Here is a 23387-nt window from a genome sequence, read left to right on the forward strand (position 1 = left end):
AACACAGACGAACTCATTCATGATATTGTCAATCTTACGAATGATACAAAGCACCTGTGACCTTCACACCACGAACCGACAGATGAAATTGTGTAAAATCGCCATTCGACTTCTGGTCCACGACAGAATCAATTAGTATTACATTTCAGGTTCTCGGTTCCGATATACCTCCCCTACGGGCTCCAACGCCCGCACCTCATCCGGGGCAAGCCCTCAAAGCAGCCCCGGTTTTCTTTGCCTGCTCATGGCTTTATCTCCTCACCATTACCGGAAGGATGCGACCGGCCGCCGCCCGGTGCGCTGCCGGACAGGGTTTGACCTCGCTCATTGACAGCGTCTCGCCACACCGGCCACAGTGCGGGCATCACAGATCTTTCAGGAACTTGCCCTTGCCGACCCTCTATCTGCAGCATGGATCCTATCTCGATCACCTGACGCCGGTCGGCCATCCGGAGCGCCCTGATCGCATCCGCGCCATCGACCGGATTCTCGAACACGAGCGGTTTCAGGTTCTCGACCGGGACCAGGCGCCACGCGGTGACGTCGAGGCCATCCTGCGCGCCCATCCGGCAGCCTATGTCGACATGATCGAGAACTCGTCGCCAACGGACGGGCTCGTGCGCATCGACGCCGACACGACCATGTCGCCGGGCACGCTCGACGCGGCACTCCACGGGGTCGGCGGCGCCTGTCGGGCGGTGGACGAGGTCATGGCCGGGCGGGTGAGCAACGCCTTCTCCGCCTCGCGCCCGCCAGGCCATCATGCCGAGGCGAACCGGGCCATGGGCTTTTGCTTCTTCAACAACGCGGCGGTCGCGGCGCGACACGCACAGGCCGTGCATGGCGCCGAACGGGTCGCGATCATGGACTTCGACGTCCATCACGGAAACGGCACCCAGGACATCTTCTGGAACGACCCGACCGTGATGTACGCCTCCACCCACCAGATGCCCCTCTATCCGGGCTCGGGAGCCGCGAGCGAGCGCGGCGAGGCCGACACGATCGTCAATGCCCCCCTGCAGGCGGGCGACGGCGGAGACGCCTTCCGCGAGGCCATGGACATCGCCATCCTGCCGCGCATCGAGGCCTTCAAGCCGGATCTCGTGATCATCTCGGCCGGTTTCGACGCCCACACGCGGGACCCGCTCGGCGGCCTCAACCTGGTGGAGGCCGACTTCGCCTGGGCGACCCTTCGTCTCATGGAAATCGCCGACCGCACCTGCGAGGGACACGCGGTGTCACTGCTGGAAGGCGGCTATGACCTGGAAGGGCTTGCACGCTCCGTCGCCGCCCATGTCATGACGCTGATGAAGTCGTGACACGCCTCCTCTGAGCGGCGTTACAAAGCCTGTCCACAGCCGGTCGCGCCGCCTTGCCCGTGCGGGATGCCGCCGATAGGATCGCGAAGCAATCCAGACGAGGAGCCTGCTTCGTGACCAGTGCCGACACAGCCGATACCGCAATCGCCGACATGCCCTTCGAGGCGGCGTTGCGCGAGCTGGAGGGTATCGTCGGGCGGCTTGAGCGCGGCGATGTCCCGCTCGAGGAGAGCATCGAGCTCTACGCGCGCGGCGATGCGCTGCGCCGTCATTGCGACAAGCTCCTGCGCGCCGCCGAGGCAAAGGTGGAGAAGATCCAGCTCGCCGAGGACGGCAGCGCATCGGGCACCACGCCGCTCGACGTCGACTGACGCCACGACCGGTTCGCTGGATGGGCTTCAGCCTTCCTTCGTATAGACCGCGATACGCGTCAGGAACGCCGTCTCCAGGCTGATGCGCGCAAGACCATGCGCGGCGAAGATCGCATCCAGATCCTCTTCCAGATAGCTGCGATAATAGGGCTCGTGAAACAGCTCCGGGAACAGCTCAAGCAACCCGTCGTTCTCCGGCTCGTCACCTGACTGCAGGCTGTCGGCGAAGATCACCTGCCCTCCCGGCTTCAGCACCCGCGCGAATTCCGCCACCGCCTGCCGCCTGATCTTCGGCGGCAGTTCGTGGAAGAGATAGACGGTGCTCAGCACATCGAGGCTCGCATCCGCGAAGGGAAGCGCCTCGGCCGGCGCGGTGACGAAACATGCGCGCCGGCGCGAGCGGGCCGGAAGCCGACGCCGCGCCTCGTCCAGATAGGCCTGCGAGAGATCGACACCTGTTCCCTTCAACGCGGGAAAGGCCCTGAGCGCGGGAGCCAGAAGCCCGCCCGTGCCACAGGCGATATCCGCGTAGGCAAGACGGCGCTGGTCGGTGCGGCGCGCGATCCGCGACAAGGGCACCAGCGCCTGGCGCCGCATGGCCGCCGTCGCTCCCTTGAACAGCACCTCCACCTGAAAATCATAGATGCGCGCGCTTTCGGCGCTCAGCCAGCCGTCGGTCTGAAAATGGAAATTCTGCCGATAGTAACGCGGCAATCCCCTTGCCGCGTCCGGATCGGTTTCAAAAACCTCCTGATGCGCACCGTCAAGGCGGCGGCGGGCGACCTTCGGAACGTCGGCGAGAAACCGCCGGCTCAGGTCGAGAAAGGCCATGGGCGAACCGAATTCGCCGTCGGGCAGCGGATAGTGACCGGCCTCGACGTTGGCGAGATCGCAGCGAAACAACGCGCCGATCTGCCCGAAGAGGCGGAGGAGGTCAGGCGTCTCGCGCGCGGGACGCGCGCCTGCGGGACGCGCGCTCGCGGGCTGTTCGCCTGACGATCTTCGCACGATGCGCCGCGTGATGGCCTGTGCCACCTCGCCATGCGCGGTGAACCACGCCACCCGGCTCGCCTGACGCAGGGCATAGGCCGTGCGCAGGGACCAGCGCCGTGCGCCGCCCTTCCGGGTTTCCGCCTCGCTCCCGACGCCGTTCGCGTCCATCGCATCGCCTCCCCGTTCAGAATCCGAGGGCGATGCCGAGCGTCCGCATCAGTCGCGCGCGAGCACCGCCACGACTTCAATATGGGGCGAGAAGCGGAACTGATCCACCGGCAGAACGGAGACCACGCGATACCCGCCATCCACCAGATGGCGCAGGTCACGCGCCAGCGTCGCCGGATTGCAGGAAACAGCGACCACCCGGGAGACCCTGGAGCGGGCAATTTCGCGGGCCTGATCCTCCGCGCCCGCGCGCGGCGGATCGAAGACGACCGCCTCCATGCCCTTGCCGAAGTCGTCCAGATCCTCACCCGTCAGCGGGTTGCGGAACAGGTCGCGCCGCTCGCAGGTGATCTCGCGCAACTTGCCGCCGGCCGTTCGCCACGCCCTGTCGAGAGCCGCAAGGCTCGCCGCCTCGCCCTCAACGGCACGCACGCTTGCCTTTGCGGCCAGCCGGAGGGCGAACGTGCCCGCCCCGCAGAAGAGATCGGCAACCTTCCTCGCGTCACCGATGCCCTCGAGAACCCGGGCGGCAAGCGCCTCCTCGCCCGCTTTCGTCGCCTGCACGAAGCCCGCCGGCGGCGGCACCAGCGGCAGGCCGCCCATGTCGAGGACAGGAGGCTTGCTCTCGACGAGAACCTCGCCGTTGAGCGACAGGCGCGACACACCACCCGTCATCGCGGTCTCGATCAGTTCAGCCGTCGCGCGCGGCGCCAGCTTCGCCGCGCTGGTCATGGCCAGGTCCAGCCCGCCGTCGGCCGCCAGCACGGTCAGCCCGACCTCGCCCTTGCGCGGCATGACGAGACCCGCAAGCCTCTTGAACAGCGGCAGCCTTTCGACGATGGCCGGCAGAAGGACGGGACACTCCTCCACGTCGACCAGCCGATGGCTCGCGCGCTCGTGGAAACCGAGCAGGATCTTCTGCCCGGCACGCGTCGCGGCCAGAACGGCGCGCCGGCGCCCCTCGCCGCCTGCGTCCACTGTCGGCTCGACCAGAGGCTCGACGTCACCCAGCCCGCGCGCGGCAAGGCTCGCCACCACCTGCTCTCGCTTCCACGCCAGAAGCACATCCCGATCCATGTGCTGAAGCGCGCAGCCGCCGCAGGTCCCGAAGTGCCGACACGGCGGCGCGACCCGGGCATCGGACGGCTCCAGCACCTCGAGCAGACGCGCGCGCCCGCGACCGTCGGGAGCAACCCGCACCGTTTCGCCGGGAAGCGTGAAGGGCACATGCAGCACTTCGCCGTCCACCGAGGCGCGGCCCTCGCCCTTGTGGGCGAGTGCCTCGATGGTGACGGTCACCGGCGGCAGCTCCTTCACAGGGCCGTCGCGCCCCTCTGTCGGCCGGGTGTTGCGGCCTCTCATCCCGCCATTGCGGGGCCTTGAAGATCTGGTCATGCGCGGCGGTTACCCCGCGCGGAGCGCAAAGGCAAGCGACAAAGCCGCGGCGGGACGGGCGCGCGTCAGGCTATCCGGTCGCGCAGGGCGCCGAGCAGCCATTCCCTGTTTCCGTCGCCGCCGGTAATCGGAGACGGCTCGAGACCAAGAACGCGCCAACCGGCCAGACCGTCGAGCCAGTCGGCGACCTCCCGCGCGACCCGCTCACCCGTTTCGGGGTCCACGATACCGCCCTTGCCGATGGCGGCGCGGCCCGCCTCAAACTGCGGCTTCACCAGAAACAGCCCGCCCGCCCCCGGTGCGGCCAGCTCGAGGGCCGGCGGCAGTGCGAGGCGCAGCGATATGAAGCTCATGTCCGATACGACAATGCCGGGATGTTCGCCATCGAGGTCCGCCAGGGTCAGCGCGCGAGCGTTCACCCCGTCGCGGCGAACAACTCGCGGATCGGTGTCGAGGGAATGGTGAAGCTGGCCGTGTCCGACGTCGATCGCGTGAACGCGCAAGGCCCCTTCTTCCAGAAGCACCTGGGTAAAGCCTCCGGTCGAGGCTCCGAGATCAAGCGCGATGCACCCCCTGGCGGAAAGTCCGAAATGCGAAAGGCCGCTCTTCAGCTTGAGGGCGGCACGCGAAACATAGCAGGCGGCCGGATCGGCAACCTCCACCCGCTGGCCGGGCTGGATCTTGCGTGCTGGCTTGTCCGCGGGTTCGCCGTCGACGATGACAACGCCACGCAACACCGCGTCCCTTGCCCGCGCCCGGCTTTCGAAATGCCCGAGTGTGACCAGATGCTGGTCCAGCCGTTCGCCCACCGTCTCCGCCCTTCCCGCTCAGAAGCAGTTGGCGATGCCGGTGATCAGCCGGTCGAGATAGATGCTTTCGCCATGCACCCACCATAACACGCAGGCGATGACGAGCCCGAGAGCGCCGACGAGGGCGAACGGCAGCAGAAGGGCGCGCGTTTCCGCGTCCCATCCCTCCGCCGGGTGCCCGCCCGCGTCGTTCTCGGCATTGCCGCTCATATCGTCCCGTCCGGTTGTCCGATCAGCCGGCAGTATCGATCAGGCGGCGCAGTTTGGCCATGGCGTTTTCCGGATTCTCGCCATAGGCGATGGTGCCGAAGAACGTGTTGTCCGGCTTCATCAGGTAGACGGCGGCCGAATGGTCCATGGTGTAGTCGCCATCATCGAGCGGCACCTTGCGGGCATAGACGCGGTAGTTCCTGATGATCTCGTCGATCTGCTCGCGGCTGCCGGTCAACGGATGGATGCGCTTGTCGAAAACACCGACGTAGTCGCGCAGGACCTCGGCGGTGTCGCGCTCCGGGTCCACCGTGACGAAGGCGAAGTTGATCTTGTCGGCGTCGGTGCCGAGTTCCTGAAGCCACTGCTGGGTTTCGGCCAGCGTGGTCGGGCATACGTCGGGGCAGAAGGTGAAGCCGAAGAAATAGGCCGACGGCTTGCCCTTGAAATCGGCCTCGGTGACGGTCTCGCCCGTGGAGGCGTCAACCAGGGTGAAAGGGCCGCCAATGCTGGCGACCCCCTGGTTCGTGATCGTCTCCTTCAGGCCCAGCATCGGCGCGAGGGAGACGTAGCCGATCACGCCGAGCAGAACGACGACGGCCGCCCACGCGACATAGCGGATGATCCTGACGGTGTTCATTGTGTCCTCAATTGCTCTTGGCGCCGTGGTCCATCTTGGAATGATCCATGTTGCCATGGTCCATTCCGTCCATCTTCTTCATGTCACCGTTGGTCATGCCGGAGTGATCGCCCTCGCCATGCTCGGGTCCCTTGGCCCCGATCCGCTCGACCTTGAAATCAAGCGTGACGGAGCCCGCCTTCTCGAAGGTGAGCGTGACGGGGACAAGCTCGCCCTGCTTCAGAGGCGCCTTCAGGCCCATGAACATGACGTGGTAGCTGCCGGGCTTGAGTTCGAGCGTGCCATTGGCCGGCACCGCGATGCCATCGGTCATCTCGCGCATCTTCATGACACCGTCGTTGACGGCCATCTCGTGCAGTTCGGTGCTCTCGGCAACGTCGGAGTCGGCCGAGACAAGCCTGTCGTCGCTCGCGCCCTTGTTCTCGATCACGGCGAAACCGCCGCCAGCCTTCGCGTTCGGCGGTGTCGCGCGCGTCCACACACCGGACACGGTGATGTCACCGACGGTCTTCTTGTCGTGTGCAAGAGCGGGGGTGGAGACAAGCGTCGCGGCAAGCAATGCGGGAGCTGCGAGACGCAGTGCGGAGCGGATGAAAGTTTTGGTCATTGTCGTGGATTTCCGTTTTCAAGGATCATGTTCCCGGCAGGCCTGGCCCTTGCCGGGGCCCGTACTCGACGGGCCGAATTGAGAAGCCCTCCCGGAGGGCGTCAGACCGCTTGAAACGGGGGCGCGCGGATGGACCGCGTCGTGAGATGTGGTGCCTCGGGAATCTCGCCGCGACGGGGCCACCAGGAAACGGCGCGGCGCTCCGCAAGGTTCCAGCCCGTGGGCGCGAGCATTGACTCTGGCGGGGTGAGCGCGTGGGCGGCCGACAGCGCATGAAGACACAGCGGCCCGCACGGGCAGGTCCCGGATCCGTGATGGTCGACGGGAGAATGCCCCTCGGCATCGCCATCCAGGCCAAGACACAGGACAATGCCATCCGGGGAGGTCGTGGCTGGCGCGGCGACACCCGCCGTGGGCGTGCCCAGAAGCTGGAAAAGAACCACCAGAATCCCGACCAGCGCGAGCGGCAGGCTCTCGCGCCTCAGGCTGGTCAGAAGGGTGGCAGGTCTTTTCATGGTCGCGACAATGCCCGAAGCGCGCACCCGGGTCGAGCGGTGTTTTGCCGCAGCAGCACGTCCCCGCAAAACACCGTCCGCATCACTCCCCGCGCTTGTCGGGCGTCTCGTCGGGACCGTCCGTCTTCGTGTCTTCGCCGGCGCCTTCCTTGTCCGAGGTCGTCCCGGCGGCGCGGGAGGAGGTTTCGTCCGTGCTTCCGGTATCCGGTTCGCGCGTCTCCAGCTCGTCTGTCGCGCGGGACTCTCCTGTCTCGCTCTCCGCAACCGGTGCGCCATCGTCTTCGCCGGTCTCTTCCTCGTCCTCCGCCGTTGCGAAGGTCTCCTCCTGCACGAGGTTCTCGTCGGCTTCCGGGTCGGTCTCGTAGGCCGGGAACTCTTCCGGCGAGATGACCTGCGGATCCTCGATGTCGAGGGGATCCGGCGTGAGCACCGAACCGACCTGAGCGGTGGAGGCGTAGTCGAAGTCCGTCTTCTCCTCCAGCGTCGGCGCGGCGCGCTGGAACAGGCGGGAGAGAATGTAGAGACCAAGGAGCGCCTGAACAGCGGCGATCTGCAGGAACAGGCCCCAGGGTCCGACCGCCTGCATGAGATACGCGGCGGAGAGCGGGCCGATGGACGATCCGATGCCGAATGCCAGGATCATGCCCGAGGAGGTCTCGACGTAGTCATCACGGTCGGCATGGTCGAAAGCGTGCGACACGGCGATGGCGTAGCTCGGCTGGATCGCGACGCCCGCCAGAAGCGCCATGACCAGTGCAACGGCGAGCCCCGTGATCGGCGCCCCGATGAAGACGAGGCCGACAACGACGGCGGCGCCCGACAGGCCCAGCAGCACGAAACGACGGTCGAAGCGGTCGGAAATGCGTCCGATCGGCCATTGCGCCAACGCACCGGCACCGATGATCGCGGCGGTGAAATAGGCCGCCTCGTTGGTGCTGAGCCCCATCTGGATGGCGTAGAGCGGCGCCATCATCCACAGGGCGCCCTGGGTCACGCCGATGAGCAGGGCCGCAACCAGCGCCGTGGGTGAGTTGCGGTAGAGCTTCACCGGGCGGAAGCTGACGACGGTGATCGGCGCCGGCTGGTTGGCCGTCGTCAGCGACACGGGAATGACCGCGAGGCTGACGGCGACCGAGGCGACGGCGAAGGGCACGAAGGTGGTCACGTCCATGCCCGTCAGCGAGAGCTGGCCCACGGTCATGGAGGCGTTCACGATCACGATGTAGATCGACATGATCGTGCCGCGATTTTCGTTCGAGGCCTGCTCGTTGAGCCAGCTCTCCACGATCATGTAGAAGCCGGCGAGGCAGAAGCCCGACACGACGCGGATAAGGCTCCACGCGACCGGCTCGACCAGAACCGGATGCAGGATGGCGGCCGCCGACATGAGCGAGACCAGCGCCGCGAAGGCGCGGATATGCCCGGCGCGCATGATGACATAGGGCGCGCCGAGGCAGCCGAGCACCATTCCGAAGAAGTAGCTCGACGAAACGAGACCGATCGCCAGTTCCGAAAAGCCGGCCTCGGAGCCGGCGAGCGGAAGCAGCGTGCTCTGCAGGCCATGGCCGAGAATGAGGAATGAAATCGCAAGAAGCAGCGCCGTCACCGGCGCGAGTGCCTGGGCCATGATACGCGGGCGTCCCTCGCTGGAGCGGGACCCGGCGCGCCGCGGTCCTGCCCTCGGTGGAAATCCCGGGCCCGCCGACGCGGGATCGCGATGGCGGGTGCCGGCGGCTATACGGGCATTCAGGCCCGGCGGACGGTGGTATCGGATGCGCGGCCGAGCGCGGCAAACACGGTGGTGACGATGCCGCCGGCATCGAGACCCGCATCGGCATACATGCGCTCGGGCTTGTCATGATCAAGGAACACGTCGGGGAGGCACATGGGCCTCACCTTCACGCCCGTGTCGAGCGCGCCGGCCTGCGCCAGATGCTGGAGCGCATGGGCGGTGAAGCCGCCGGCGGCCCCCTCCTCGATAAGAACCAGAACCTCATGCTCGCGGGCAAGCCGTTCCAGAAGGTCGGTGTCGAGAGGCTTGGCGAAGCGCGCGTCGGCGACCGTCGTGGGCAGGCCGGCCGCATCCAGTTCATCGGCCGCTGCCAGGCATTCGCGCAGCCGAGCGCCAAAGGACAGGATCGCCACCTTGGAGCCCTCGCGCACGACCCGTCCCTTGCCGATCTCCAGCACGCTGCCGCGCTCGGGAAGGTCGATGCCGACACCCTCGCCACGCGGATAGCGGAACGAGATCGGCCCCTCGTCGTAGGCGGCGGCGGTCGCCACCATGTGGCGCAACTCCGCCTCGTCGGAAGCCGCCATGACCGTAAAGCCCGGCAGGCAGGCCAGATAGGCGGTGTCGAAGCTGCCGGCGTGGGTCGCCCCGTCGGCGCCGACAAGTCCGGCCCGGTCGATGGGAAACCGCACCGGCAGTCCCTGGATCGCCACGTCGTGGACGACCTGGTCGTAGCCGCGCTGCAGGAAGGTCGAGTAGATGGCGCAGAAGGGCTTGTAGCCCTCGCTCGCCATGCCGGCGGCGAAGGTAACCGCGTGCTGTTCGGCGATGCCCACATCGAAGGTGCGCTTTGGAAACGCCTCGCCGAAGAGGTCGAGCCCCGTTCCGTCGGGCATGGCCGCCGTCACGCCGACGATGCGCTCGTCGTGGCGCGCTTCCTCGATCAGGCTGTCGGCGAAGACGCGTGTGTAGCTCGGCGCATTGGCCTTGGGTTTCGACTGCTTGCCGGTGACGACATCGAACCGGGCAACGCCGTGATACTTGTCGGCGGAGGATTCCGCCGGCGCGTAGCCCTTGCCCTTGCGGGTCACCACATGGATGAGCACAGGACCCTGATGGGTGTCGCGCACGTTCTTGAGCACCGGCAGCAGGTGATCGAGATTGTGTCCGTCGACGGGGCCGACGTAGTAGAAGCCGAGTTCCTCGAACAGGGTCCCGCCGGTCCAGAAGCCGCGCGCGTATTCCTCGGCCCGCGCCGCCTTTTCCTTGAGCTGGCGCGGCAGCGCCTTGGCAAGCTGCTTGGCCGCGTCGCGCAACGTCATGTAGGTGCGCCCCGACACGAGGCGGGCGAGATAGGCGCTCATCGCCCCCACCGGAGGCGCGATCGACATGTCGTTGTCGTTGAGAATGACGATCAGCCGCGAGTGCTGGGCACCGGCGTTGTTCATAGCCTCATAGGCCATGCCCGCGGACATGGCGCCGTCGCCGATGACCGCGATCACATTGTTGTCTCCACCGTCCAGATCGCGCGCCACGGACATGCCGAGGCCTGCGGAGATCGAGGTGGAGGAATGGGCCGCTCCAAAGGGATCGTACTCGCTCTCCGAGCGCTTGGTGAACCCGGACAGGCCACCGCCCTGACGAAGGGTGCGGATCCGGTCGCGCCGCCCGGTCAGGATCTTGTGCGGATAGCACTGGTGACCGACGTCCCAGATGAGACGGTCGCGCGGCGTGTCGAAGACGTAGTGGAGCGCTGTCGTGAGTTCGACGACGCCAAGCCCCGCTCCCAGGTGTCCGCCGGTGACCGACACGGCATCGATCATCTCCGCGCGCAGTTCCTCCGCGAGCTGGCGCAGATCCTTCTCGGGCAGCGCGCGCAGGTCGTCGGGCGTGCGGACACGATCGAGAAGCGGCGTTTCGGGACGCTTGTAGGGCTGCGAAGTCTGTGACACGGGTTTCGTCATCCGGCTTCAGTGGCGCTCGGCGAGCGGTTCGGCGGTGAATACCATCAAGCGCGCCCCCCACGCAAATACCGCGGGACTGGGCAAGTTGTGTCGTCTGGTCGCGTCGGCCTGCGGGAAAACCCGTAGAAGAACGCCTGTTTCCTGCGACTTGCAGCCGCATTTTGTTCGGTTCCCTTAAAAAAGGGGGTGCACGAGCGCGCGAAAACAACTAAACAGAAGTTGTGGTCGATGGGGCCACGTGCACAGTGATCGACTTGAGGCCGCGCTGCGCGCGGCCTCTTTTTTGTCTGTCCCTTTGCCTGCCCCGGGCATCGATCCCGAAGCCGTCAGGCTTCCCGGATTTCGGTCTTCTCGATCACGATCCCGAACCCTTCCAGACCGACATAGCGGCGCTGGCGCGAGGCGAGCAGCGTGATCGAGTTCACGCCAAGATCCTTGAGGATCTGCGCGCCGATTCCGATCTCCCGCCACTGTTCCTCGCGCGCCTGTGCCGACTCGTGCTCTTCCACCTCGGCGGCGGCGAGGTCGGTACGCGCCCGCGTTGCCTGCCGGGCCACGCCGACCGACCCTTCACGCAGATAGACGATCACTCCGCGCCCGCGTCCGCCAAAGTCGCGCATGACGTCGTCGAGCACGCGGGTTTCCCCGAAGACGTCGTCGAGCACGGATTCAAGCTGCAGGCGCACGGGCACATTGCGTCCGTCGAGAATATCGCCGAACACCAGCGCGACATGATGCATGGGATCATAGGGCGTGGAATAGGTGACCGCGTAGGCGGGCCCCGCAACGGTTTCCACCGGCTGCTCGGCGACACGCTCGACCAGCCGCTCCATGCGCTGCCGCCAGGCGATGAGGTCGGCGACGGAAACCATCTTGAGGTCGTGCTCGGCGGCGAACTCGGCCACCTCCTGTCCGCGCTTGACCGTGCCGTCGTCGTTGACCAGCTCCGAAATCACGCCGACCTCGGGAAGGCCCGCGAGACGGCACAGATCCACAGCGGCTTCCGTATGGCCGGAGCGGATCAGGACGCCGCCCTCGCGCGCCACCAGCGGGAAGACGTGCCCCGGCCGCGCGAAGTCGGCGGCACCCGCATTCGGGTTGGCGAGCCCGCGCACGGTGCCGCAACGCTCCTCGGCCGAAATGCCGGTCGTGAGGCCGTGGCGATAGTCGACGGAAATGGTGAAGGCGGTGGACAGCGGCGCGTCATTGTCGGCGACCATCGGGTCGAGGCGCAGCCGGCGCGCGGTGTCGCGCGTCATGGGCGCGCAGACGATGCCGGACGTGTGGCGGATCATGAAGGCCATCTGCTCGGGCCGCACCAACGAGGCGGCGACGATCAGGTCGCCCTCGTTCTCGCGGTCGTCGTCATCGGTGACGACAAGCATCTCGCCACGTTCGAATGCGCGGATCGCCTCCGCGACGCGGGTCTGGGACATATCCAATTTCGCGGGTCCTTTCAGGCCGAGAAGATCGTTCGGCGTCACGTCACCGCTGGTCGCGGCGGCGATGCGTTGCGCGCTGTCGCGCGACACCCAGACGTCGGGATCGTTGCACAGTGCCGTAACCGCGGCCGGGGAAAGACCGGCGCGGCGGGCGAAGGCGGATCGGGTTTCCCCGGTTCGTGACAGCCATTCATCAAGTCTCATGGCTGCAGCCTAGCCGAACAGGATTTCAGCAGCAATGAAAAATGACCGGAAATTCAGTATGACTGAAAATCAGCCGACCTGCCCGCGATGACGCAGATAGTGATCCGCCAGCACGCAGGCAAGCATGGCCTCGCCCACCGGCACCGCGCGGATGCCGACACAGGGATCGTGCCGGCCCTTGGTGCGCAGGTCCACCTCCTCGCCGCCGCGCGTCACGGAGCGGCGCGGCGTCAGGATGGAGGACGTCGGCTTGACCGCGAAGCGCGCGACCACCGGCTCTCCGGAGGAAATGCCGCCCAGCACGCCGCCGGCATGATTGGACAGGAAGACGGGCTTGCCATCCGCGCCCATGCGCATCTCGTCGGCGTTTTCCTCGCCGGTCAGTTCCGCCGCCTCGAAGCCGTTGCCGATTTCCACGCCCTTGACCGCGTTGATCGACATGAGGGCTGAGGCGATGTCCTGGTCGAGCTTGCCGTAAAGCGGCGCGCCGAGACCGGCCGGAACGCCCTCGGCCACCACCTCGATCACCGCGCCGACGGACGACCCGTCCTTGCGGATCCCGTCGAGATAGTCAGACCAGCGCGCCGCCGTCGTCGCGTCGGGGCAGAAGAAGGGGTTGTTGTCGATCTCGCTCCAGTCCCAGCGCGAGCGATCGACCTTGTGCGGGCCGATCTGCACCAGGGCCCCGCGAATGGTGATCCCCGCGATCACCTTGCGCGCGATGGCGCCGGCGGCGACACGGGCCGCCGTCTCACGCGCCGAGGACCGGCCGCCGCCACGATAGTCGCGGATGCCGTATTTGGCGTCATAGGTGAAATCGGCATGGCCGGGGCGGTAGCTTTCCCGGATCTCGGAGTAGTCCTTGGAGCGCTGGTCGGTATTCTCGATCATCAGCGAGACAGGTGTTCCGGTCGTGCGCTGGATGCCCTGGTCGTCATGCATGACGCCGGAGAGGATGCGCACCGCATCGGCCTCGCGCCGCTGGGTCGTGAACTTCGACTGTCCCGGCTTGCGGCGGTCGAGAAAGGTCTGGATCTCGGCCTCGGTGATCTCCAGCAGCGGCGGGCAGCCGTCGATCACGCAGCCAAGTGCCGGACCGTGGCTCTCGCCCCAGGTCGTGACGCGGAAGAGGTGACCGAAACTGTTGTGCGACATGGTCGAACCCTGATGCGAGCGGCTGAGCGGACGGGCCTCGCGACCCAGCCCGTCTTCTAGGCGTTCGGACATCAAAAGAAAAGCGGGCTTGGCCGGTCAGCCGTCGGAGGGACGGCTTTCCCTGCCCTCGCGCACGCTCTCGAGCCGGGCCTTGAGGTCAAGCGCGGCACGCGCGAATCCCCCGTCGGATCCGTCGACGAAATGAATATGTCCGGCCCGCTCGAGGTTGAAGACAAGGCACGTCATGAGCGCCGAGCGGGAGACATTCATCCCGTAGTCCAGCCGCCCTGCCCCCTGTTCGGCATCCAGATGAAAGCGGAGGGCTTCCACCTGCTCGGCGGACAGGTCGAGCACGAGGCGCAGCGTGTCGTCGAACTTGCGATAATCGGTGTTGAGGATAACGTCGTCGAGGTAGCTGTCGGCGGAGAAGCTGCCGAGCCGCATCCCGCTTACCTTTGCCAGGACGAAGGCGAGCGATTCCCAGAACGCCCGCAGCAAGACGACGCCACGGCCACGCTCGTGCCCGACGATCCGCGCCTCGCGCCAGAGGCCGGTGGGGGGAAAGCGGAACCTCAGGTTGGAACGACGCGCCGGCGCGATGTCCGGCGTACGGGACGCAAGGTCGATGCCCAGCGCTCCGGACAGACCGGCAAGGATCCCCGAGACCGCGCCGGGAGTATTGGCCGCGGGCCGCAACAGCAGCGTGACCATCGAACCGTGCTCGGCGGGGAGTTCCTCCCAGCGACAGGACAGCCCGTCGAGATCCGCGACGCCCGCGTCCCCGGCATCGATGCCGTATGGACCGGCGCCGTCCGGATCCTTGAGGATCGCGTCGGCCATTTCCACGCCGCCGCCCGAGAACATGGCCAGGTTGTTGCCCGGGCTGAGCTCGAACTTGGCGACCCTGAGATCCACACCCCTCGCCCGAAGCGCGCTGACCGGAATCGCCGCGATGCGCAGTTCGAGACCGCAAACCTTGCGCGCCATGACCCGAACGCCCGCAAGCGAGCGGGACGCCACGCCCTGGCAGGTCGTGGGAACCGCCGCCATCGCGCCATCGCCCCCGAAGACGAAGGGCAGTTCCTGACGGCCGCAGGCGTTCAGGACCGCCGTGACGACGGCCGCCGCGATCATGTTGACGGTCTTGTATCGCCCTTCGGCCAACGCGTCGCGCGAACGCACGATGTCGGCCGCCAGCAGGCACCAGTCGTCGGGAACCGGCGAGAAGGCGGTGTCGTCGCCAACGCGTCCGAAGTCGGAGAGCGCCGCCAGACGTTCGTAGAAATCGTCAGCCGAAGAGATGGTAACCGCCATCGAAACGCCATCCTTGCCCGCTACCCGGTTGCACCGTGCTCCCATGCCTTGCGCGAGACGTTCGCTTGCGACGATCCGCTACCGGCCTGTCTCTCTTACGCACAAGGGCCGGAAAAGGTTCGAGACCAATCTCGTCCCCACGCAATCGTGATGAGCATGCGGATATGGCGCGGCCACCGTCAGGAGCGCTTGACGGCCCCGCGTACTTCCGCTTCGATCCAGTGCCGCCGGTCGACCGGTGGTCCGACGGAGATTGAAATGAAGAGCATGACCAAAAGGATCCTGGCATCCATCGCCCTTATGGGAACGATGATCTCCGCCGCGCTGGCCGGCGAGGTCGAGGCAACGATCGTCGAGATTCGCCCGGACTCCTCGACGCTCATCCTGTCGGATGGCGCGTCCTACCTGATTCCCGTCGACTTCTACGTCGACGACCTGAAGCCCGGCATGAAGGTGCTCGCCTTCTACGACGAGGACACCGACGGCCGCACGCTCACCGATGTCCAGATTCAGGAATGATCTTCGCCGCCCGGGCCACACCCTGGGTCCGGGCCGGATACATCCGAACTGCCTCGCGCCGGTCCTCGTGGCCGGCGTTTACGTGTCGGGTGTTTTCCTGTCAGACAGGCTGTTTCCGGACGATCGGGCCCCGACTCAGATCCAGTCGAATTCCTGACCGTCCCACACGAGGACCTTGTCCTGGGGCGTGTCCAGGGACGGGATTTCCTCGCGCGGCACGGAAAGCAGGCGCCCGCGCAGGACACGCATCACGCCGCCATGGGACACGACGAGCGTCGGCCGGGTGATGGTGGCAAGCCAGGCATCGATGCGGTTGGCCAGCATCGAATAGCTTTCTCCCTCCGGCGGCACGAAGCCCCACTTGTCGGCCTTGCGCCGGGCGGTCTTGTCGGGATGCGTCTCGGCCAGTTCCGGGATGGTGTATCCCTCCCAGGCGCCGAAGGTGATCTCCCGCAGCCGGTCGTCGCGGCTGAAGGCATCGTCCTCGCGGCCGATCTCGCGGCACACGATCTGCATCGTCTCCACGGCGCGCGACAGCGGAGAGGCGAGGAACGCGAGATCCTCGTGCGCCATGCCTTTCGTCTCGAGAAACCCCTTGAGGGCCTCGCCATTGCGCTTCGCCTGCTCGCGACCCGTGTCGTTGAGAGGGATGTCGCGCTGGCCCTGCATCCGGCCTTCGGCATTCCAGTCGGTCTGCCCGTGACGGATGAAGATCAGGAAAGGCGGGGAAAGATGCGCGCTCGCGGTCTCGGTCATGAAGTCTCCGGCAGAGGATGGCGGACGGGTTTCTTCTCCCGGCGGTGGTCACCGGGTGTCCCTTCCAGCCTCTTGCGACACGGATCCGGCCGAAATGGGGCACCCGGTGGGGCGCCCCGGCGGGATCAGTCCTTGACGACGGAGATGTCCGGCGCGTCCACGGCCTTCATGCCCACGACATGATAGCCGCAGTCGACGTGCTGGATCTCGCCGGTGACACCGCGTCCGAGATCCGAGAGCAGGAACAGGGCCGCGTCGCCCACCTCCTCAATGGTCACGGTACGGCGAAGCGGCGTGTTGTACTCGTTCCACTTGAGGATGTAGCGGAAGTCGCCGATGCCCGATGCGGCAAGCGTCTTGATCGGACCGGCCGAGATGGCGTTGACGCGGATGGCGTCCTTGCCAAGGTCGGCGGCAAGGTAGCGCACGCTCGCCTCGAGCGCGGCCTTCGCCACGCCCATGACGTTGTAGTGCGGCATGACCTTCTCCGCGCCGTAGTAGGTCAGTGTCAGGATCGAGCCGCCCTCGCTCATCAGCTTCTCCGCGCGCTGCGCGACGGCGGTCAGCGAGTAGCAGGAGATCTGCATCGTCTTGGCGAAGTTGTCGGCGCTGGTGTCAACGTAGCGGCCGGTCAGTTCGTCCTTGTCGGAGAAGGCGACGGCATGGACGAGGAAGTCGATCTTGCCCCAGGTCTTCTCGAGATGGGCGAACACCTCGTCGATCGAGGCCTCGTCGGTCACGTCGCAATGGCCGGCGACGATGGCGCCGAGATCCTTGGCGAGCGGCTCGACGCGCTTGCGCAGGGCGTCCCCCTGGTAGGTCAGGGCAATCTCCGCGCCCTGGTCGGCAAGCGCCCTGGCGATGCCCCAAGCGATGGACCGATTGTTGGCGACGCCCATGATAAGCCCGCGCTTCCCAGCCATCAGTCCCTGTGTCGTCGCCATGCCTTGTCTCCTGCACGCACATTCTTCACGGGTCGCGCGCCCGTGTGGTGGCCTTGTCGCGCGACTCGTCCCGGTCCCGGCGACATGCGGTCGCACCGCCTGCCGGGACGCGTTCCTATGGCACAGGGCCAGATCGCCTTCAAGCCACTGGCAAGGGGCCTCCCCGTCGACGTCACCGCAAAATGTGATATGCCTCGCCGCATCCAGATCCCGTCCCCGACAGCAGGTTGGTGCCGCCCAATGCCCGATCCCGTTCATCATGCGCGCTTCGTCGAAATCGTCGGCGAGCGCAATGTCCTGACAGCGCCTGAAGACATGGCGCCGTTCCTGCGCGAATGGCGCGACCTCTACCAGGGCGAAACGCCGATGGTGCTGCGCCCCGGCACGCGCGAGGAGGTTTCCGCCATCCTCGCCCATGCCGATTCCAACGGCCTCAAGATTGTCCCGCAGGGAGGCAACACGGGCCTCGTGGGCGGGCAGATTCCCTGCGATCCCGAGCGTGAGGTGGTTCTAAGCCTCGGACGCCTCAACAGGATCCGCGAGGTCGACGCGGAAGGTTTTGCCATGACCGTGGAAGCCGGCGCGACGCTTCAGGCAATCCATGACGCGGCCGCGGAAGCGGACCGGATGTTCCCCCTGACGCTCGGCTCGCAGGGCTCCTGCCAGATCGGCGGCAACATCTCCACCAACGCCGGCGGCACCGCCGTGCTGGCCTACGGAAACACCCGCGACCTCGTTCTCGGGCTCGAGGTGGTCATGCCCGACGGACGGGTTCTGGAAGGCCTCAGAAGCCTTCGCAAGGACAATACCGGTTACGATCTGAAACAATTATTTATCGGTTCCGAGGGCACTTTGGGGGTCGTGACGGCCGCCGTCCTCAAGCTCTTCCCCAGGCCCAGGGCACAGGATGTCGCCTTTGCGGGAATCGCCTCCCCGCACGACGCGCTTGCCCTGTTCGCATCCGCGCGCGCCCGTGCAGGGAGCATGCTGACGGGTTTTGAACTGATGCCGCGCGTCGGCATCGAGTTCACGCTTCGCCACCTTGCCGGTGCCCGCGATCCCCTGGCGGAGGCGCATCCCTGGTACGTGCTGATGGAGCTTTCCTCCGGCACCGAGACGGGCGAGGGGGAAAACCCCACGCGCGCGCTCATGGAGACCATCCTGGGCGAGGCGTTCGAGGCCGGGCTCGTCAGTGACGCGGCACTGGCCGAATCGCAGGCGCAGGCGGCGAGCTTCTGGCACCTGCGCCACGGCATGTCCGAGGTGCAGCGCGAGGAAGGCGGCTCCATCAAGCATGACGTCTCGGTCCCCGTCGCCAGCGTTCCCGACTTTCTCGACGAGGCGATCGCGGCGGTGGAGGCCATGGTGCCGGGCTGCCGGCCTGTTCCCTTCGGCCACATGGGCGACGGCAACATCCACTTCAACGTCAGCCAGCCGGTGGGCGCCGACAAGGCGGGCTTCATCGCCAGATGGGACGAGATGAACGAACTCGTCCACGGCATCGTGCACAGGTTCAACGGATCGATTTCGGCCGAGCACGGCATCGGGCGACTCAAGCGCGACCTGCTGGCGGAGGTGAAGAGCCCGCTGGAGCTGGAGCTGATGAAGCGGGTGAAGGCCGCCTTCGATCCCAACACCACCCTCAACCCGGGCCGCGTTCTCTGACGGCTCGAGCAAACAGGGAGCCTCAGGGCCGCATCCGGCGGCGGATCAGAACAGGTCGAGCTGTCCGCCGCCATCGCCCCCTTCGCCCTGTCCCGCCTTCCGGCGTTTCGCGGGCGCTTCGGGGATCTCGACCTCTTCCGCGCGCTCCGGCTCGAGCAGACCGGGGTCGTCGTCGCGCGCGCCATTGACCCTCCGGCTCACCGGGAAGGCCTCGAACAGGTCATCGGGCGCGGACCTGATCAGCGCCTGGATCTCCTGCGGCCGCGCGCTTTTCACATCCAGCCACAGGTCGAAGTGCTCGGGTGCGATGACCAGCGGCATGCGGTCGTGAATATGCGAGAGCGCGGCGTTCGCCGGCACGGTCATCAGCGCGCCGGTGTCGATGACGCCGCCGTCGGGGTCGCACCATTCCTCCCACAGGCCGGCCAGGGCGACGAGCCCGCCCGCGCGCGGCCGGACGAAATATGGCTGCTTGCGCCCGTCCGGACCGGCCCGCCACTCATAATAGCCGGTGGCCGGAACGAGGCAGCGCCGGTGGCGCATGGCGGTGCGAAAGGACGGCTTGTCCGCGGACGTCTCTCCGCGCGCGTTGGCCAGCAGCGAAAAACTTGCCGGGTCCTTCACCCAGCCCGGCACCAGCCCCCAGCGCACCAGCACGAAATGCCGCGCCCCCTCGAACAGGCGCACGGTCGCGATCGGCTGGGTCGGCGCGATGTTGTAGCGGGGCGGAAACTCTTCCCTTTCCACATGGGAAAAATGATCACGCACCTGCTCCGGCGATGCGGCCAGGACGAAGCGTCCGCACATTCGTTCCCCCTTCGGCATCCGGTCGTACCGGAAGCCCCCTGTTACATTAGGCAATTCGAAACCGGATAAGGTTTAGGCTCCCGGGACGAAGAACAAAAGAGGCAGGAGAAATGGCGGTTGCGGAGCTGACATTGGGGAAGGACCGCCTTGCCGCGGACCGGCTCGTTGCGGCCAACATCAATCCGCGCACCGGCCTCGCCACGGATTACCTGAACCATTTCAATGAAGTGGTCATGATGCTCGAAATGCTTCCCGCCATGCCCGAGTGTGCCGGGGACGTTCTGGAGTGGCAGCCGGCGACCTACGAGCAGCACTTTCGTGCCTCCAGCTTCGCCGAAAAGCAGCTTGCCATCGATGCCTTCGGCGCGGCGCCGGAGGCCGTGCGCCGGGCTCTTCGCGACGTTGTCGCGACGCTCGACACCGCTGTTTGCGAAAAACAGGGGCGCTTGCGCAACGCCGACGACATCGCCGGCATCAGCGAGGACATTGCCCGCCAGAGCGTGGAGGAGATCCGCCCGCTGATCTCCGCCGCCTCCGCCATCATCCATGGCGAATCGACGGCGATCGATACCGACGATGCCGGCTCCCAGGCGGAAATCGACGCGCTCTTCGCATAAGAGGGTAGTTGCGACGCCTGCCGCTTGCCGGCCGCCGGCCATCGTGCTCCCCTCCTCCCATGAGTTCATCCGGTTCCGATTCCCGCCCCCGTCTCGGCGTCAGCGTTCTTGTCGAGGACAATGGCCGCGTTCTGCTGGTCAAGCGCGCGAAGCCACCCTTCGAGGGGGCCTGGAGCCTGCCGGGAGGCAGCGTCGAGTTCGCGGAAACGCTTGGTGCCGCCGCGCGGCGCGAGCTTCTTGAGGAAACCGGCCTGACCGCCGACCTCGACGACGCTCCAGTCGAGATGGTCGAGATCCTGCCCGACGACGCCCGCGTTCCCGGCGGAGCGCATTTCGTCATTGCCGTGTTCCGGGGCCGGGCGCAGGGCGGCGACCCGCGTGCCGGGGACGATGCGGCGGAGGCTGCGTTCGTCGCACCGGAAACGCTCGACGCACTTGCCATGACACCCGGGACGGCCGCACGGATACGGCGCCTTCTGGGCTGGCAACACGGATGAGCACCGCCACCCACACGTCGGTCTTGCGCAGCGGACACGGGCGGCGCATCTTGCCGGCCATGCGCGCCCGACCGACCATGCACGTTCCATCATGCCCCCCTTCCCCGGCATCCACCCGGGGCGGAAGGATGCGCGCGCTGGCATGGGGTGCCATTGTCGCCATCACGCTTGGCCTTGCCGGTCCGGCCGTGGCACAGGAGCGTCCCGACGATCCGCCCTACGAGCAGGATCTCATGCGCCTGTCGGAGATCCTCGGCGCGCTTCATTATCTCAGGCCGCTTTGTGGCGCCCCGGACGGAACCCTTTGGCGTGACGAGATGCAGGCCCTCATCGAGGCGGAAGTGCAGGACGAGGGGCGGCGGCGGCGTTTCGTCGAGCGCTTCAACCAGGGCTACCGTGGCTATTCCTCGGTCTACCGGCGCTGCACGCAGGCGGCACAGGCCGCGCTGGACCGTTACGTAGAGGAAGGAAGCGCGCTCATCCGCAACGTCACCACACGCTACAACAGGTGAGAAAACGCGGTCCCGACCGCATCGGCATCAGGCAAACATGGTAAATGGGGCGTTAACCATATTTGCCGGAAGTTGCGTCAAATTTTTAAGGTTTTCTTTACCCTCCCCCCGCGACTCGCGCACACTTGCCGCAAGGATCACACGAACATGCGGGATGCGGACAGCCAATGCGTGAACACGACACCATCGATGGCGAGCACGACGAACACCTGGTGAGCGACCAGGAGATTCGCCAAATGGCGCTCGGCTACATCGACACCGCCTTTGCGGATGCGGTGGCGGACGGGCTCGACTCCTCGGCCGTGGCCCATGCCGCGCTCTTTACCGCCTTCGCCGACCTGGTCGCCTCTTTCGGCGAGGAAGCCGTGGCGGAACTCGCCGCCACCCTGCCCGAGCGGGTGCGCCGGGGCGACTACACGATCATCCGCAACGTCCACTGACTGGACACCAAGCGAAGGCAGGACGCCAAGCAAAGGACCGACGCGCCGGCGACAGGGAGGCCACCCCTGCGAGGGGGCGCGGATGGCACGGGGCCCACGGGCCCCGTTTTCATGTCCGGGACCGGCTTACGACGCCAGGAAGAGGTGGGCGAAGATCGCCAGGCCGAAGACGATGAGCGCGATGCCCGAGATCCGGTTGATCCAGGCGAGCCACGCATCGGTCATTCGCCCGCGCAGCCACGACACCAGCGCCGATATCATGACCCACCAGCCGAGCGCACCGCAGACGACACCCGCCACCAGCAGTGCCGCACCGGTGTAGTTTCCCGGGTCCGGCGCCCATTTTCCCAGACTGCCGAAAATCGCCAGGAAGCCGAGCACGACGCCCGGATTGGTAAGCGTGATGGCAAACCCGGTCACGAACGACGAGATCATGCGTGACTGGCGCAGTTCATCGCCGGCCATGTGCGGACGGGCGGCAAGCACGCGCGCGCCGAAAATCAGCAGCAACAATCCGCCAACGGTCTGGATCAGATCGCTATGGCCCTGCACGAAATCGGAGACGGCAGTGATGCCGAACGCGGCGAAGGCCGCATAGACCCCGTCGGCGAAGACCGCGCCGAGACCGGCGATCAGTCCCGGCAGAAACCCGAATCGCGCCGCGCGCTCGATTGCCGCCACGTTGACCGGGCCCACCGGCGCGCTCGTCATCAGGCCGATGCCCAGGCCGACAAGAAAAAACAGTGGATCCGGCAAGTCCCGCTCGCGCTCCGCGCCTTGTGCCCCCGACACGGCGAACCCCGGCCGGGTCGCGCCTTCCCCTCCCTCGAGGGTGTGCCCGAGGGGCCGGTCGAACCGACCCCCTCCTCCTTCGTTTAGACAATGGAGCGCGCACGCTCAACAGCCCGTGGGCCACATCGCACGGGGCATTTTCCGCAAGGGGTTCGTGGTATAGGCTCGCCGCGCAATCGCTTCGCTTCCGCAACGCCGCTTTCCCCGACGGGTGCGGCCCAGGACGGGACCCATCCATGAAGACCGCCGCAATCGCCCTTCTTCTCGCCGCGACGGCAACCGGCCTCACGCCCTGGCCCGCCGTCGCCGAAGCCGCGACCGTTCAGACGGAGCGCATTCAGGTCGCTCCGCCAGAGGTCGACAGGCCCAACGCCATCCCGCAGGATCCGGAAGCCGGCGAGACCCCGGACCCGGAGGCGGGCACCGCTCCGTCGGATCTCTCCGCGCCGCTTCCCGTCAACCTGCCGGAGATCCACTACGGCGACGCCAACCTGCCAAAGCCCGTGGCACGGATGCGGGCCCAGCTTCTGGAGGCCGCGCACGCGGGCGATCTCGACCGCATCCGCATGGTGCTCGAGGGCAACGAGATGATGCCCACGCTCTCCTTCGGCCAGATCGACGATCCCATCGACTTCCTCAAGGAAGCCTCGGGCGACGGCGAAGGCCTGGAGATCATGGCGATCCTGACGGAAATCCTGGAGGCCGGCTATGTGCACGCGGACGTCGGGTCGGCCCAGGAAATGTACATCTGGCCCTATTTCGCCCGCTACCCGCTCGCCCGCCTGTCACGGGAGCAGAAGGTGGAAATGTACCGGATCGTGACCTCGGGCGACTACGCCGACATGGCCATCACCGGCACATGGACCTTCTACCGGGTGGGAATCGGCCCGGACGGCACGCTGCACTATTTCGTCGCCGGCGAGTAAGCACCGGCCACACCGAAAACGCCCGGCAATCGTCCATCGACGATTACCGGGCGCAACGGTTTGCGGAATGCTGC

25 protein-coding genes are annotated in these 23387 nt (G+C 66.6%); 9 read left to right on the forward strand and 16 right to left on the reverse strand.

Features of this window, described 5'->3' with window-relative positions:
* Positions 1 to 389 precede the first annotated feature (389 nt).
* Complete coding sequence (locus ACYX4S_RS13245; protein ID WP_476360523.1) at positions 390 to 1319, forward strand: histone deacetylase family protein; 930 nt, start codon at positions 390 to 392, stop codon at positions 1317 to 1319.
* A gap of 113 nt (positions 1320 to 1432) precedes the next feature.
* Complete coding sequence (locus ACYX4S_RS13250; RefSeq protein WP_293719616.1) at positions 1433 to 1690, forward strand: exodeoxyribonuclease VII small subunit; 258 nt, start codon at positions 1433 to 1435, stop codon at positions 1688 to 1690.
* Positions 1691 to 1717: 27 nt separating this feature from the next.
* Here ACYX4S_RS13250 and ACYX4S_RS13255 read toward each other — a convergent pair whose 3' ends face one another.
* The 12 genes from ACYX4S_RS13255 to ACYX4S_RS13310 all read right to left on the reverse strand — a co-directional run bounded on the left by ACYX4S_RS13255 (position 1718) and on the right by ACYX4S_RS13310 (position 14838).
* A complete protein-coding gene (locus ACYX4S_RS13255; protein ID WP_476360524.1) occupies positions 1718 to 2851 on the reverse strand; it encodes a class I SAM-dependent methyltransferase in 1134 nt (377 codons plus the stop codon).
* Positions 2852 to 2899: 48 nt separating this feature from the next.
* The gene (locus ACYX4S_RS13260) at positions 2900 to 4150 is read right to left on the reverse strand and encodes a class I SAM-dependent RNA methyltransferase (RefSeq protein ID WP_476360525.1); all 1251 of its coding nucleotides are present in this window, start codon (positions 4148 to 4150) and stop codon (positions 2900 to 2902) included.
* A 161-nt stretch (positions 4151 to 4311) separates the two neighbouring features.
* Positions 4312 to 5055 carry a TlyA family RNA methyltransferase gene (locus tag ACYX4S_RS13265; RefSeq protein ID WP_476360526.1) on the reverse strand — a complete coding sequence of 248 codons (744 nt, stop codon included), beginning with the start codon at positions 5053 to 5055 and terminating at the stop codon, positions 4312 to 4314.
* 18 nt (positions 5056 to 5073) lie between these two features.
* A complete protein-coding gene (locus ACYX4S_RS13270) occupies positions 5074 to 5265 on the reverse strand; it encodes a hypothetical protein (RefSeq protein WP_293719608.1) in 192 nt (63 codons plus the stop codon).
* 22 nt (positions 5266 to 5287) lie between these two features.
* Positions 5288 to 5905, reverse strand: a complete 618-nt coding sequence (locus tag ACYX4S_RS13275) for an SCO family protein (protein WP_476360527.1) — start codon at positions 5903 to 5905, stop codon at positions 5288 to 5290.
* 7 nt (positions 5906 to 5912) lie between these two features.
* Positions 5913 to 6512, reverse strand: coding sequence for a copper chaperone PCu(A)C (locus ACYX4S_RS13280; protein ID WP_476360528.1), 600 nt, complete (start codon positions 6510 to 6512; stop codon positions 5913 to 5915).
* A gap of 101 nt (positions 6513 to 6613) precedes the next feature.
* Entirely contained in the window at positions 6614 to 7027 is a 414-nt protein-coding gene (locus tag ACYX4S_RS13285) for a hypothetical protein (RefSeq protein ID WP_476360529.1), read from the reverse strand.
* 82 nt (positions 7028 to 7109) lie between these two features.
* On the reverse strand, positions 7110 to 8654 hold the full coding sequence (locus tag ACYX4S_RS13290; RefSeq protein WP_476360530.1) for an MFS transporter: 1545 nt from the start codon (positions 8652 to 8654) through the stop codon (positions 7110 to 7112).
* A gap of 119 nt (positions 8655 to 8773) precedes the next feature.
* A complete protein-coding gene (gene dxs, locus ACYX4S_RS13295; protein WP_476360531.1) occupies positions 8774 to 10711 on the reverse strand; it encodes a 1-deoxy-D-xylulose-5-phosphate synthase in 1938 nt (645 codons plus the stop codon).
* 338 nt (positions 10712 to 11049) lie between these two features.
* Positions 11050 to 12369: a 3,4-dihydroxy-2-butanone-4-phosphate synthase gene (gene ribB / locus ACYX4S_RS13300; RefSeq protein WP_293719596.1), complete on the reverse strand. Its 1320-nt coding sequence runs from the start codon at positions 12367 to 12369 to the stop codon at positions 11050 to 11052.
* Between the two features lie 69 nt (positions 12370 to 12438).
* Positions 12439 to 13524, reverse strand: a complete 1086-nt coding sequence (gene aroC / locus ACYX4S_RS13305; protein WP_476360532.1) for a chorismate synthase — start codon at positions 13522 to 13524, stop codon at positions 12439 to 12441.
* A 96-nt stretch (positions 13525 to 13620) separates the two neighbouring features.
* Entirely contained in the window at positions 13621 to 14838 is a 1218-nt protein-coding gene (locus ACYX4S_RS13310; RefSeq protein WP_476360533.1) for a DUF3095 family protein, read from the reverse strand.
* Between the two features lie 267 nt (positions 14839 to 15105).
* Between ACYX4S_RS13310 and ACYX4S_RS13315 the strand changes: the two genes are divergently transcribed.
* A complete protein-coding gene (locus ACYX4S_RS13315; protein WP_422068083.1) occupies positions 15106 to 15357 on the forward strand; it encodes a DUF1344 domain-containing protein in 252 nt (83 codons plus the stop codon).
* Between the two features lie 135 nt (positions 15358 to 15492).
* Here the strand turns inward: ACYX4S_RS13315 and ACYX4S_RS13320 are convergent, their stop codons facing one another.
* A complete protein-coding gene (locus ACYX4S_RS13320) occupies positions 15493 to 16113 on the reverse strand; it encodes a histidine phosphatase family protein (RefSeq protein WP_476360534.1) in 621 nt (206 codons plus the stop codon).
* A 125-nt stretch (positions 16114 to 16238) separates the two neighbouring features.
* The gene (gene fabI, locus ACYX4S_RS13325; protein ID WP_293719587.1) at positions 16239 to 17057 is read right to left on the reverse strand and encodes an enoyl-ACP reductase FabI; all 819 of its coding nucleotides are present in this window, start codon (positions 17055 to 17057) and stop codon (positions 16239 to 16241) included.
* A gap of 240 nt (positions 17058 to 17297) precedes the next feature.
* Here fabI and ACYX4S_RS13330 point away from each other — a divergent pair, with 240 nt between their 5' ends.
* Positions 17298 to 18722, forward strand: a complete 1425-nt coding sequence (locus ACYX4S_RS13330; protein ID WP_476360535.1) for an FAD-binding oxidoreductase — start codon at positions 17298 to 17300, stop codon at positions 18720 to 18722.
* Between the two features lie 45 nt (positions 18723 to 18767).
* On the opposite strand, the gene ACYX4S_RS13335 is transcribed toward ACYX4S_RS13330, so the two are convergent.
* Positions 18768 to 19529, reverse strand: coding sequence for an SOS response-associated peptidase (locus ACYX4S_RS13335; RefSeq protein ID WP_476360536.1), 762 nt, complete (start codon positions 19527 to 19529; stop codon positions 18768 to 18770).
* A gap of 110 nt (positions 19530 to 19639) precedes the next feature.
* On the opposite strand from ACYX4S_RS13335, the gene ACYX4S_RS13340 reads away from it, so the two are divergent.
* From ACYX4S_RS13340 to ACYX4S_RS13355, 4 genes are all read left to right on the forward strand, one after another.
* Positions 19640 to 20146, forward strand: a complete 507-nt coding sequence (locus ACYX4S_RS13340; RefSeq protein ID WP_476360537.1) for a hypothetical protein — start codon at positions 19640 to 19642, stop codon at positions 20144 to 20146.
* A 59-nt stretch (positions 20147 to 20205) separates the two neighbouring features.
* Positions 20206 to 20643, forward strand: coding sequence for an NUDIX hydrolase (locus ACYX4S_RS13345; protein WP_476360538.1), 438 nt, complete (start codon positions 20206 to 20208; stop codon positions 20641 to 20643).
* A gap of 128 nt (positions 20644 to 20771) precedes the next feature.
* Positions 20772 to 21155 carry a TIGR02301 family protein gene (locus ACYX4S_RS13350; RefSeq protein WP_293719577.1) on the forward strand — a complete coding sequence of 128 codons (384 nt, stop codon included), beginning with the start codon at positions 20772 to 20774 and terminating at the stop codon, positions 21153 to 21155.
* A gap of 167 nt (positions 21156 to 21322) precedes the next feature.
* Entirely contained in the window at positions 21323 to 21595 is a 273-nt protein-coding gene (locus ACYX4S_RS13355) for a hypothetical protein (RefSeq protein WP_293719576.1), read from the forward strand.
* Positions 21596 to 21721: 126 nt separating this feature from the next.
* Here ACYX4S_RS13355 and ACYX4S_RS13360 read toward each other — a convergent pair whose 3' ends face one another.
* The gene (locus ACYX4S_RS13360) at positions 21722 to 22351 is read right to left on the reverse strand and encodes a LysE family translocator (protein WP_476360539.1); all 630 of its coding nucleotides are present in this window, start codon (positions 22349 to 22351) and stop codon (positions 21722 to 21724) included.
* A 272-nt stretch (positions 22352 to 22623) separates the two neighbouring features.
* On the opposite strand from ACYX4S_RS13360, the gene ACYX4S_RS13365 reads away from it, so the two are divergent.
* Positions 22624 to 23313 (forward strand): hypothetical protein, encoded by a 690-nt coding sequence (locus ACYX4S_RS13365; RefSeq protein WP_476360540.1) that lies wholly within the window; start codon positions 22624 to 22626, stop codon positions 23311 to 23313.
* The last annotated feature ends 74 nt before the right edge of the window (positions 23314 to 23387 follow it).

This window comes from Stappia sp. ABD4_338 (assembly GCF_056312175.1).